Here is a 12708-nt window from a genome sequence, read left to right as displayed (position 1 = left end):
CTGAAACAACGGCGGCGAGGTCCATGAGAATTGCCCCTCCGAGGCATCACAAGAGAACGCGCTCGAAAACGCGGTCTCGCGACATCGGCCTCGAAGTCCGAGGCCCTCAGAGGGAGCGGAATGAACCACTCAAGCTCGCAGGCGTCCTGCCGTTGAACGAGACAAGGCTGCCAACGTGCCCAGCCATCGTCAAGCGCTTTCCCGATAAATCACTTCAAGAGAGTTGACCGCCGATTTATGCTGAAAGACGAGCGTGTCATCACCTCTGGCCGGTCCGCCCAAATCACGCACAGCACGCAGCAGCACCTCACGCACATCGGCGTCAAAGCGGGCAGTGCGAGGACGGCCCCGGCCCTGCCGATCGAGGGCATGCCCCTGGATCGACTCGTTCGCGAGCCTTCCCAGCTCCTTCAGCGCGGGCCTCGCGGTGCGGAGCCCGTCCCACTGCCCCCACGAGAACAGCGCCGGACGGAGTGTCTCCACTGCGACATACGCCACCGGCACCCGGTGTCTCTGGTCACGGCAGATCTCGGCGAGTAGCGTCAGGCGCCGCCTGGCCGCGGCCAGGCGCTCGGCCGCCGGCCAGCCATCACCGGCGGCGCCGAACAGGTCGTTCTCCAACGCCGCGAGCAATGGCATCACGTCACGCAATGTGTCCGAGCCGCGCCCGACGAGACGCCGAGCGGTCCGCAGGTCCAGTCGCCTGACGGCGCTCACCGCGAGCCCGGCCAGCATGCGGTCCGCGCCCAGGCGCGCCAGCACCCGCTGACCGCCGCGAAGTTCGGATGCCGCGTCGCGCCGGCGGATCAGCTCTGTCACCCACAGCGGGCAGGCGGCGGTCAGCGACCACTCAACGCCCGCCGCGATCATGCCGTAGTTCGTCAGGGGCGGCCCCGGGTTGAGGACCAGCACCAGCTCGTCGACATCGCGCAGACTCCGCGATCCCCACTTACCGGTGGGAGCCGCCTCGGAAGCGAGCCCGGCGACGATGGCGTCCCGGGCAGCCTCGAAGTCGGCGGAAACAGGTGCGATCACTCGAACGTCCGCATCGCCATCCTCAGCCGCCCAGCGTGCCAGCATGTGGGCCCGCTCCCGAGCCTCGGAGGTAGCGAGCAACCGCAGCCGTACGGCGCCTCGGCGTGGCAGCGACTCGCGTCTTTTCCGCAGCTCGGCGAGGACCGTCTGTACGGCGAGCCGGTCCTCGGTCTCCCTGCCGTCGTGGTCCAGCCCGACGGCGAGAAGGCCCAGAACGTCCCCGCTGCCCAGCACCGGCCATCCGGTCATACCTGCATGGGAGACCAGCTTGACCCCTTGGTCGTCCTTCTCCCACCGGTCGGCGGCGTCCAGCAAGGTGGAGGGCAGCGGTCCCGCGAGCCGTTCCGGACTCAGGTGTGCCCGATGTGTGGACGCCGCGGTGTACAGCTTGATCAGCGCGTCGTCCTTGAGCATCGCCCCGCATCCGGTGGCCGGCACCGACCAGAGTTGCCGGGCGGTCATGCGGATGTGTCCGGCCAGGCCGCGTTCCCCGTCACCTCGGTACGTGAGCATGTCGATGAGCCGTCTGATCTGATCGCGGGCTGGGCTCGGTAGGGCGCTCTCCTCCCGACCGAAAAGTCGGCGAAGGCGTCCGGCGAACCAGGCACGGAGCAGCCCGTAGTCTGCGGCCTCCCCTCGCCCGATCCGCTCGAACAGGGCCGCCTGCGCGGTCGGCCACGTCTCGGTGAACTTACCGATCTGGCCGTCGGAGATGCCGTGGCCGGTGTCTGCATTGGAGCGTTCCCGCATGGCGGTGGCATAGGTGGTGTCCCCGGCCTGCCGGGCGGCGAGCAGTTCCCATACTTCGCGGTTGGCGGGGTCCACCTCCGCGAGGGCGTCCCAGAACCGATGGCGGAGCAGCCAGGACTGCAGCCGCGCGTCCATGTCTCGTGGCCCGTCGAGCACGTACGGCTGTCGCGGCGCGTCGATGTGGATGATCTGCGCGGGGCGGCGGGCGGCCAGTGCGGCACACACGGCGCCCGCGCTGAGCGCGAACGCTCCAGAACCGCACGTGACCAATATGTCGATGGGGGAACGACGCAGGAGCCACCGCCGCAGAGCCTCCGAGCCGTCCCCGAGGGTCGGCGCCTCCACCCTGACGACGGAGACCGCCTCCGGGTCGAAACGCACGCCGTACAGCCCGGCCTCGGAGGTGAGCCGCGCCCGGATCTCGTCGGCGTGCTCGGCGAACGTCCGGTCTCCCGGCCCGCCCGGTGTCGTGGTCCCGAGCAGGACGACCAGAGAGACCGGGATCTCGGCGGAGGTGAGCCCCTCGAACACCTTCCTGAGCGGCCGGCGGTCCTTGCCCTCGCCCTGCGGATCACCATCGAGATCGGGTAGCAATCCGTCGAAGCTTCGCACTCCCGGGAATCCCAGATCCCCGCCGCCCACCGCATGTACGAGCAGCACGCCCTCGGTTTTCTCCACGACAACGCCTTCCACATGGCAGGCCGTAACGGAATCAACCGGGTTGACGTTAACCCATCACCCGCGAGCATCACCGACAAAGTCGCGAACTACCACACCACCCCGCCTTTTCTGCCATGCCTAATATTAGAAGATATGAGGGATTAATTGCGCTTTAACGGCTTCTGCGCCGTCCGGACGGTCCAGAACGGCCGTCATCGCGCGACCCTCCTTTTTCATCGGAGAGGTACGTGGTGAGCGGCGCATCGGTGTTCCCAAGGCCGGGCAGCGCGCGCCCTCGTCCTGAAACGGGCCTGCCCTGCTCGGGTCTCTCGTTCTCGGTGAACCACTTGAAGTTCCACCCCCGCGGATCCGGCGGAGCAGGGACGTTCTCCGGCAACCATTCCGGACGCGTGCGGGGGTAGTGCACCGGAAGTTCGGGGTTGCCGCGCGCCACGGCCAGCATGGCCTCCCTTACGGTGACCAGCTGATCGGAGCTCTCCACCAGCCGGACGAACTCTTCGCGCGTGGCCTCCAGGATCTTGGCGCCGTCACCGTCGGAGAGAGGCGTGGACAACGAGCGGTAATAGTCGGCGAACTGCTCACCGGAGTGCAGTCGGGTGTTCTCGACGTCGATATCGAGCCGTACGCTGCCGAAGCCGAGCGGGCGTCCGAGACCGAGTCGGTGGAAGTGCCCCGCCGGGAGGGTGAGCAGCCAGACGAGCGCGCCGAGCTCGTGGGCGTCGAGGTCCCGGACGTCGATGGCGAACCGGAAGGTCGTCTTGGGCCGCACCCATCCCTTGATGGAGCGGTTCTGCGTATCGCGCTGCTCGGCGTCCGTCGTCCAGTACCGCTTCTTGTCAGGAGTCGGAAGGCCCTTGTCATCGTGGGCAGCCCGGGAGCGGCGGTATTCACGGTAGTGAGAGCCGACCCGGACCTGGGTGGGGTCCCACTTCCCCTGTCCCTCGTTCCAGTGCTGGCGCGGGTCGAGCCCGGCGTGATGCCAGTACGCCTTCCTTCCGCGCAGGCCACGTCCGGACTGGTAGAGCTTCTCCTTCGGCGTCCCATCTCTGACCGGCCGATCCGGCTGGTCGGCCGACTTGGCGAGGTAGAAACGTCCCTGCTGGGGCTTGGGCTGCCCGAGGATCGAGATCGGCAGGCCGTCTCCGGCGAACCGCTCCACGGCCTCATCCGCCTCTTGCTCGCAAGCGACCGGACCGATGCGCAGTCGGCCACGGTAGGCCGCAGGACGAACGCCGGAACCTCTCGGAGCGACCCAACCGAACACGCGATCGGCCGGTGACAGCTTGTCGTATCGGCAGGCCGGCAGCAGCGATTCCGATAGCAGTTCTCGCGGGGAAACGGGATAGAGGTCACGTGGCACCAGCACGGGATAGAGCGCCGTCACCTGGTCGTTCTCCAGACGGGCATAGCAGACCGAGCCTCGCCTCAACACCGTCACGTCGTCCTCATGGATGTGCGGACTCCATGCGAGCTGTCCGGGGCCGTCGCCGATCCGCTCTCCCGGACCGGCGGCGGAGCCGTCCGCGCGACGGCGTCCGAACAGCTCGGCCTCGTCGTGCACTCCGCGGTAGTCACAGATCAGGTCGTTCCACTGCTTTTCCAGCGCATGCCACGGCCTGGCGAGTTCCAGCGCTTTGGGCTTCTGGCCTTGCTCCAGATAGAAGAAGCGCTCGCAGGTCTTGCCTTCGATGTTCGGGCCGGTAACGAAGGCGACGCCGTTGACGATCCGCTCGCCGCTCTCTCGCGCCAGCACCTCTTTGGCGCCTTCTCGCACGAACCGGACGACCTCGGTCTGGTTGTTCTTCCCCCGTCTGACCAGGGCGCGGAGCCGTTCCAGATGCCGGGGCGCCTCCTGGCCATCCTTCGGGTAGATGCTCACCCCGTCCTTGTCGTACATCCTGAGCACCGCCTGCTGGAACTTGTACAGCACTCCCTGGGCGGCGATGTACACGGGCACCATGCCCAGGGCGAATCCGGCGTCGCGACGGAAGCCGAGCCGGCTGTCGTGGCCTTCGAAGACACCGAACCGGGAGTTGGTGACGGCCTCGTACGCGGCGCGCAGCATGCCCTTGACCGAGGTGGCGGGCAAGTGCGGGCGGCCGTCGCGGAGCCGTACGGGATAGACGAAATGGCCCTCCGCGCCGTTTCCACCGTCCGACAGTGGGGTCTTCCGCGCGGTGTCGAGGAGCAGCAGCGGCGTCTGCACGGTGAGGGTGACACCGATGCGGCCGGTCCAGCAGCCGGGACGCAGCAGGTCGCGCGCGGGCGGCGGTCCGTCGCGGAGCGGCTCCGGCAGTCCCTCGCGAGGAAACGCCGGGATGAACGTGTAGGGGTTCAGGAACTCGCCGGTCATCACGCGGCCCCTTCCACTGCGTAGGGTTCGAACGCGATCAGGCGTTCCTCGGCGACATAGGCGTTGCCGTGCTCACAGTCCGCGACGACGTACTCGCGGGCGGCCAGCCGTACGCGGTCGCCCTCTCCGGCGGACAGCAGGGGAACGGCCAGGGTGCCGACACGAGAAGAGGCAACGGTGGTCCAGCCGGATCCGGACACGGTCACCGCGCCCCAGACGAGATAGCGGGCGTCCATCGTCGCGATGGCGGGCAACGGATCCACCCGCTCGCCGAAAGAGTCCGGCAGCAGGTACTCGTCCTCTGTGAGCAGGACCGTGTACCCGGACTCCACCCAGCGCAGCTCCGCCTCCGGGGTGAAGACCCACGCCTCGTAGACGACGGACAGATCGACCGGGCCGGACGCGGTGACGCAACCACCGCCCTCGACCCTGGCCACGCGGTACGCGGAAGGCGTGGTGAGCAGGGCGCATCCGCCGTCCAGCCCGGCGGCCTCCAGCGCCTCTGGCAGGGTGACGCCGGTGGCGGCGGCGCCGTACAAGGTCGTCATGACACCTCCTGTGCCAGGTAGTCCGTCCACGCCTGAGCGATGGTTGAGATCTCGGGCCCGTCCAGTGCCTCGGGCAGCGTGACCTGCTTCGGCCACGGTCCGCCGACTAATGTGATCTCGCTGACCTCGATGTCGCCGAACCCCCTGTTGACGGACGCCCCGAGCAGGACGCGCCCCTCGGCCAGGTCGCCCAGGGTCAACAGGAGCAGGGCCAGCGCCGGCTCGCGGCCGTCGGCCAGCCGGGTGAGGTCGATCGAGAGCCTGATCGGCTCCCATTCGACCGAGTGCGGCTCGACCACGCTGAACAGGCGTCCGTCGGCCGCGCCGCCGGTCCACCGGTCCAGGGCGACGTGGTCGGCCTGAGCCATGCCGAGGTCGTCCAGCCGGTCCCGCACCGCCGCCGGCAACTCCGCATGCTCGCCTGGAGACGCCATCGGCAGGGGATCGGCCCCGGTGACGGTCTGCCACAGCGTTTCGGGGATGGTGATCAGTGCGGTGCACTCCTCGGCCCGCAAGGCTCCCGCCCTCCGGTCCTTGACGTCGTCGCGTGCCGCGCCGAACAGACCCCGTACGGCGGGCAGTTGGTCGAGCTGCGCCCGGAACGCTGCGCTGTGCCCGGCGGCGGGATCTTCCGAGGCGGCCCGAGGGGTGGCGGCTCCTGACTCGCCGTGCGAGGCGGTGGTTTCCGGAGCACCGTCGGGGGTGAACCTCGCAGTGCGTTCCACGAACTCGGCGTGGGCTCGCAGCGCCCCCTTGAGCGAACCGCCCGGCAGGACCAGAGTCAGGTGACGCTGATCGACCCGGGTGGTCAGCGGCAACGTGTCGACAGACAGCCCGCTCGGCGTCGCCCGGACCATCACCGGCGCCAGCGGCCTCCAGACGACCTGGACGTGAAGGAACTCACGCCTGGTCGGCAGCTCCGGCTCCACGGCACTCAGAGACGTCTTCGAACGGACGCGCGCAGCATCACCTCTGAGAACGGCCAGCAGCCCCTGCGGGGAGTCGAACCTTTCTACGGCGACCTCGAGGGGATCGTCGAGCAACCGCACGGAGCCAAGCCCTCGACCGGTTGCCGCACCGATCCGTATGTCCCCTGCTGAAAGCGCCGCGAGGAAGGCCCCCATCCGGGCCTCGTCCACGGCCGGGTCCGAATCGGCGGCCGACTCGATGTCGATCTCTAGCCTTAGGAGGTAACCGGCGGGGACGACCTGCCTGCCGTACAGGAACTCCGGGGCGGCCGTGCCGGTCACCCGGTCGATTCCGACTGACGGCCGGAACTCCAAGAACGCACGGTTGAGCGGGCTGAGCGGCAGACCGTGATCGTCCAGCCGGGTGTCGGACGTCACCAGAGCGTCGGCGACGATCACACGGCTCGCGCCGCCCTCGCTGTCTTCCCCGGCGGTCCCCCACAGGTCGGGCAGCAGGGCGTCCGGGGCGGCACCCCGCGACCAGCTTCGCAGGACTCCGGCGAGTGTCGTGCCGGGCACGTAGGGACGGCCCAGGCCGTCCAGGGCGATCGGCAGCGGCTCCGAGGGGTCCGTACCGAGACCTCCGACATGCACCGGCGACTCGGTGCGCAGCCAGCCCCGGGCCCGGACCCGGCTCGTCACGTGCCGGCCTGTTCTGCGTGTCATTCCGCGTCTCCTTCCGCCCGTTCCCGGCTGTGCGCCGCCAGGCAGGCGGTGAGCAGGACGCGCACCGCCTCGTCGTGCAGTTCCGTGCGCAGCGCGGCGGCGCCGTCGGCGGTCACGGTGAGCCTCTCCTCGGGCAGGCCGAGCAGGGTCCAGATCCGATCGGGATGGTCGAGCAGATCGGCCAGCGTCTCCGCCTTCTTTCTCGGCCAGGACGGGCGACCTGCCTTGATCCGGGTGAGCCAGGCGAGCCGGTTGCGGGCTCTTTCCATCGAGGGCTCCCTGACGACCTCGCGCAGCCCGTTGAGCTGGGTGGGAGTCACCTCGACCGGCAGGATCTCCGCACGTCGGTCGCAGGCCGCCATCACGGCTTCGCAGGTCCGGTGGATTTCCACGCGCCAGGCCGCACGTTCGAAGATTCTCCCTTCGGCATGGCCGCCCTCGCCCTGCCTGATCGGCTCGGGCCACACGTCCGACGCCGGCTCGCCATAGGAAACGCCTTGGGCAGGCATATCGCCGACACTCCGGAGCAGCAGGTCATGATCGATCTCGACCTGTCCGAAGCCCTCGGCGCGGCGCTCCCCCACCCCGGCGATACGGACCTCGTCCAGAACCTCAGGGGAAATAGGACCGCCGGAAACCTCGAAGGTGAGGCAACTCCCTGCGGCGAGGCCGTACAGGGTGGGTCGAGGCAGGCCCCAGCCCCGGTGCCAGCTCTCCGTCCTGTGCGCACCGAGCGCAACGGCGATGCGGCCGTCCTGCTGCTCGGTCACCGGACTCAGGGTCACTCCGGATGCACCCGCTCTGGCGAGGGCCTGCTCCAATGCCCGCCCGACGTCGCCGGGGTCGATGCTGAACCTCAGTCTGCTGTCCCTGACCAGCAGCTCCGAGAGCAGCCATACGCGCAGCAGGTTCCCTTCCCCATGTGCACCGCCGGGCGTGGCGCTGTGGCCTTCCTCCGTAGAGGACCCACTCGACATCCCACGCATGCTCTTGGGAGAACCGCTCGGCATGGCGCCCGGACGTGCTTCCACCCGCACCTGGCCGTAGTCGTCCTTCGCTGACCGGCCGACCCGCCACCGTCCGGTCAGCCGCTTCTGCCAGCCCGGCTCCAGCAGGTCCGATCGCACCCGTACCTCGGCCCGGAGCACCGATCCGGCCAGCGCCTTGTAGATGTAGACCCCACCGACGTCCCGGCTCGGCCGTTGGATGTCGTCCCGGATGGTGTTGTGCATGCGAAGGGTGAAGTCCGGGCTGACGACCGTACCCGCCTCCTCGCCCTCCGGCACGACATGCCCTTCCCGGTACGACTTGCCCACAGCCGCGTCTCCGGCCATCCGGTTTCCGGCGACGACGCCCTTGGTCCCCTTCGCGTGCACGAACGCCTTGGGGACGGGCAGGGTTCGCACTCCGCCGCGTGACTGCGGGGTGGCGGCCGTGACAAGGAGGTCTCCCGTACGGACGAGAGCGTGTGCCGGTCCCCCGAGCCGCCTGGCCACCTCGGGCATCAGGCACCAGCCGGGGATGAACGCCTCACCCCGGACCAGGTTGCCCTGGACGGTGGCGGCGGCGAGGACCGGCTGCTCGACGGTGATGACCAATTCCGCGCATTCCCACTCACGGCCGCCCGGTACGGGAACCGGGGCCGGGCGATCGGCCACGCGGTACGGCATGGCCGCGGGAGGTGGTGCGATGTCCGCCCGGGCGAGCACGGCGAAGTCGGGCTCCACGCCCCGCAGCGTCAGCCGGCAGCGGCCGGAGCCGCGACGCCGCTTGCCCCCGATCCGTTCCAGCAACCGCGCGCCCGCCGCCAGCAGGCCCACGGCGGCATGCCGCTGATCCTGATCCAGCTCGTCGAAACCTCGGATCCGCGCGCGGCCGGTCAGCGTGACACCTGCCCTGGCCATCTCCTCGAACCGCAGCATCCCGGCCTCGGCGGTGCCCGTCCTCGGATCGATCGCCACTCCCGGCTTGCGGAACGTCGCGGCCCAGGCCACCTCCGGACGGGTACGCAGCAACTCGGGAAGCCGACCCGGCAGACGCAAGGCCCCGTCAAGAGCCAGGGCCGCGGGCCGCACGGCATGGCGGCGGTCGGCGCTGTACTGGCCGCCGAACAGAAAGTCCAGCCAGTCGTGCCAGATACCGGAAGGGCCGCTGTCGAGCGCGTGCGCCGCCAGCTCGCAGGAGTCCCGCCAGACGCCGATCAGGGTCTTCGCGGGGACGATCGGCGCGGCGGGCGCCGTCGAGGCGTCTCCAGCCTCCCGCTGGACGAGCCGGTCGGCGTAGCCGGGGACTCCGGTACCGGTGCCAACCCTCCAGTCGCTGAGCATGAGCAGTTCGAGTTCGACATTCATCCGGCTGCTCCCCGAATGGGCAGGAAGGGCAGCGCGGCCACGGCGTCCATGAGACCCGTCACCATCCTCTCCTCATGACCGCCCCGGTCGATGTGATCACTGCGGTCGATGTGATTGACAAGGTCACCGTGGTCGGCGTGATCGGCATGGGCGGCGTGATCGCTGTGATCGCGCCAGACCAGCCGCCCAGGGTCCCCTTCCAACTCGGCCAGCGCCGCCAACCGGGCCGGGGATCCGCTGAAGCGCGTGCGGAGCAAGGTGAACCGGGCGTCCGCCACCTCCGCGCCCAGGCACAGCCCCTCGCGGAGCTCGTGCACCGCACCGCTCGGGATGAGCAGCTCACCCGATTCGGCATCCGTTCGCTGGAGCGCGTCCACCCGGCGCAGGAGGTCCGACCAGCGCCGCCGTTCCGCGCGGGGGTCGTCGCTTCCCCGCCCCACCAGGTACGGCGACGCCGACGCGACGGTCCCGCCCGCCAGCGTGGACGAGCTCCGGATCCTCGCGAGATCGGGTGCCGAGCTCTCGAACAGCACGGTGAACGCCAGCGCCGACCCCCACGCCTTCACCTGCTTGGCCTCGGCGGTGATCAGCTCCTCGGCGAGGTCATAGGCGAACCTGAACGGGTAGTTCCGCTTGACGATCGCCACCCCGGCCGCCGCCCCCAGCCAGGGGCGGTCGGCTTTGTCGAGGATCGGGCGGAGCAGGGCATCGCTCGCGGTCTCCTCTTCGAACGCTTCCAGGTAATGCCGGGCGAACGGCAGGGCCACGGCGCCCTCGCAGAGTACGGTCAGGTCGTCACCGCCGAGCACCAGAGGTAGGACGGGAGGCATGCCGTTCACCGTGACGGACGCGTGTTCGGCCGCGGTCCGGGTCAATGCCTTATGGAAGGCCCTTTTCGCGCAGTCATCGACCCCCAGGGACAGCGTGCGCAGGGCTTCCGTGTACTTTCCGTCCCGGTTGACGGCATCCGCCACGTCGAGCCTGTCGCCGAGGCCGCGGAAGATGTCGCCGAACCCGTTGCCGTCCGCGTGCACCACCGCCACCCAGTCGGCTTCAAGCCCCAGCCTGTCGACGATCTTTCTCGTCGTGGCGACGTCGGTCTGCGCGTCCTCGGCCAGGCGGCTGAGCGCGTGCTGGAAGTGGTCGAGCTTGGCCATGGACGCCGCCGACCTGGTTCTGCTGGGCTCGTCCCGCCCTTCACGATGGAGTGACATCGCCGGCAGTCCCGTGGAGGCACAGTCCTCGACCAGCGGCAGCCGCAGGAACCTCGCCTGCGGGCCCGGCCTGGACTCGCGCACCGCCGCGAGTTCGGTGCGTGCCGCCGAGATGTCGTGCGCGAGCGGCCCCACCGCCTCGACCACCACGCCGCAGACGTCCAGACCGGGGGCCTCGCGCAGGGCTCGGCCGGTCAGCTCGGTCACCAGGCTCCGGCCGGCGTCCTTGTCCCGAACCAGCACGGTGATGGCTCCCGCCCCGGCGGTGATCAGTTCCGCGGCGTGGCCGTCCTTGATGCGCCAGCTCCTGTCGAACCCGGGGAACACGCGGGCCATCGCCTCGTCGGCCCAGGAGCCGTTGACCTGTGCGATCAGATCCGACGCCCCGACGATCTCCTGCCGTTTGCGCGAGGAGAAGATGTACCGCTGGTTGCCCGCCGTACCGATCACGACGACGTACATGGCTCTCCTGCCTCATAGGGGTGCGGAACCGGCGTGACCTTGTGACCCATCAACCAGCCGAGCGCGAAGGCGACGCTGGCCGGAGCAGTGATGAACAGGCGCGGACACAGGCCGACGTACTCTGGGCGAGCCTCGATCCACGCCGACCACGCCCCGTAGACGTGCCGGACAACGAGCTCGAAGTCTCCGGTGCTTTCGGGGATGTTGGCCGGGCCGCCGTCGACGACCAGAGCCGCACGGCAGCGCTCCCAGCGCCCATTGACGTCCAGGCAGCCCTCGCGCGCCGCGCGCAGCGCCTCGGCAACCATCATCGGGTTGTCCGCGAGGTGCACCACAAGCGCGACCGCTCCCCCGTCCGGCACGTCGCCGAATTCCGGCTCCTCGATCACTGTGGCCAGCTTCGCCGCACGTACGGCCTCCGCAGGGGTCAGTGGATCCTTCAACCGGCCGCTGATCCGTACCGCCGTGAAGAAGTCCGTACGGGCGAACTCGGCGCGTTGCGGCAGGACGACATCGGCGATCGCATTGCGATCGTCAGCGGACGCGTCGTCGTGAGGGGATGCGCCGACGCCGCGCAGCCTCCGGTGCACATTGAACTTGAACCTCGCGCCCAGTTCGAAGGCGTCGGGCAGCGCGGCGTTGACATAGAGCGACACCGGGGTCGAAGGATCGGCCTCGGCCAACTCCGTGAGCCGCACGTTCACCAACTCGCAGGCGAACTCGATGGCGTCCACGCGCGCTTCTCGCGCGGTGGCCTTCGCCTCCGCGTCGTCTTCCGGCGTCGCCGCGACGATGTCCCGCCGTACGGTGAAGCAGGAGTCATGATGTCGCCTGGCGTGGGCGACGGCAGCGGCGGCCCACTGGGTGCTCCACGGCGCTCGCCAGTTCGTTCTCGGCAGGGCGATCACGATGCCCACACCTTTGCTGCGCTGCTGCCACAGGTTGATGCCCGCGAACACCGCCGCCGAGACGACGCACAGCGCGGTGAGGAACCCTCGCTGATCGCCGAGCCAGCTCTTGATCACATCCGGCACCGTGCCGGCGGCGACCGCCGCCGCGACACCCGCGAGGGCCGCCACCGCCCAGCGGGATGTTCCCTCCACCGCCGTTCTCGCCTTGCCCGTCGTCTGAGCCCGGGAAAGCCCCATCCACTCGTCCTCTCCGCCCCGTTTTCCACCTTCACCCGACACAGATGGACGACACAAAGAGCGACGAAATGGTAACAAGTAGCAACTTTCGGAGTATTACACGGAGATGTTGCAACCCCCATAGGGGCAATGAGGACAGGCGATCTATTCCAAGAATCGCCGCGGGAAATTCGGGTTGCGACCCTCGTAGGGGCGATGAGGACTCCGGCGGTGGTTCCAGTTCTGCGCAGAGACCGGCCTGTTGCGACCCCTCGTAGGGGTGATGAGGACTGGTGATCCCCGTCGCGCGAGCGTCGCCGCACACGTTGCGACCCCTCGTAGGGGTGATGAGGACACGCGAGCAGCGGCAGGGGAAAGTGTGCTGCCGCATGTTGCGACCCCTCGTAGGGGCGATGAGGACCGTCTTGTCGCGGTAGTCCATGAGCACGCGCATCTCGTTGCGACCCCTCGTAGGGGTGATGAGGACTGGTGATCCCCGTCGCGCGAGCGTCGCCGCACACGTTGCGACCCCTCGTAGGGGTGATGAGGACAG

7 protein-coding genes are annotated in these 12708 nt (G+C 69.1%); all 7 read right to left on the bottom strand.

Annotation, left to right across the window (positions count from 1 at the left end):
* Window positions 1–189: 189 nt before the first annotated feature.
* The 7 genes from AB0I59_RS20810 to AB0I59_RS20780 all read right to left on the bottom strand — a co-directional run bounded on the left by AB0I59_RS20810 (window position 190) and on the right by AB0I59_RS20780 (window position 12176).
* Entirely contained in the window at window positions 190–2463 is a 2274-nt protein-coding gene (locus AB0I59_RS20810) for a hypothetical protein (protein ID WP_358135017.1), read from the bottom strand.
* 154 nt (window positions 2464–2617) lie between these two features.
* Window positions 2618–4819, bottom strand: a complete 2202-nt coding sequence (locus AB0I59_RS20805) for a TIGR03986 family type III CRISPR-associated RAMP protein (protein WP_358135014.1) — start codon at window positions 4817–4819, stop codon at window positions 2618–2620.
* Complete coding sequence (csx19, locus tag AB0I59_RS20800; RefSeq protein WP_358135012.1) at window positions 4819–5367, bottom strand: type III-D CRISPR-associated protein Csx19; 549 nt, start codon at window positions 5365–5367, stop codon at window positions 4819–4821. The genes AB0I59_RS20805 and csx19 overlap by 1 nt, the downstream gene beginning before the upstream one ends.
* Complete coding sequence (locus AB0I59_RS20795; protein WP_358135009.1) at window positions 5364–7001, bottom strand: RAMP superfamily CRISPR-associated protein; 1638 nt, start codon at window positions 6999–7001, stop codon at window positions 5364–5366. Before AB0I59_RS20795 ends, csx19 begins: the two co-directional genes overlap by 4 nt.
* Window positions 6998–9352 carry an RAMP superfamily CRISPR-associated protein gene (locus AB0I59_RS20790; protein WP_358135006.1) on the bottom strand — a complete coding sequence of 785 codons (2355 nt, stop codon included), beginning with the start codon at window positions 9350–9352 and terminating at the stop codon, window positions 6998–7000. The genes AB0I59_RS20795 and AB0I59_RS20790 overlap by 4 nt, the downstream gene beginning before the upstream one ends.
* A complete protein-coding gene (locus AB0I59_RS20785) occupies window positions 9349–11028 on the bottom strand; it encodes a Cas10/Cmr2 second palm domain-containing protein (protein WP_061259730.1) in 1680 nt (559 codons plus the stop codon). The genes AB0I59_RS20790 and AB0I59_RS20785 overlap by 4 nt, the downstream gene beginning before the upstream one ends.
* On the bottom strand, window positions 11013–12176 hold the full coding sequence (locus AB0I59_RS20780) for a hypothetical protein (RefSeq protein WP_358135003.1): 1164 nt from the start codon (window positions 12174–12176) through the stop codon (window positions 11013–11015). Before AB0I59_RS20780 ends, AB0I59_RS20785 begins: the two co-directional genes overlap by 16 nt.
* Window positions 12177–12708 lie beyond the last annotated feature (532 nt).

The sequence above is a fragment of the Microtetraspora glauca genome (genome assembly GCF_040656155.1).
Taxonomy (GTDB): Bacteria; Actinomycetota; Actinomycetes; order Streptosporangiales; family Streptosporangiaceae; genus Microtetraspora; species Microtetraspora glauca.
Note: the sequence above shows the minus strand (reverse complement) of the source record. Positions and strands in the feature narration are given on the sequence as shown.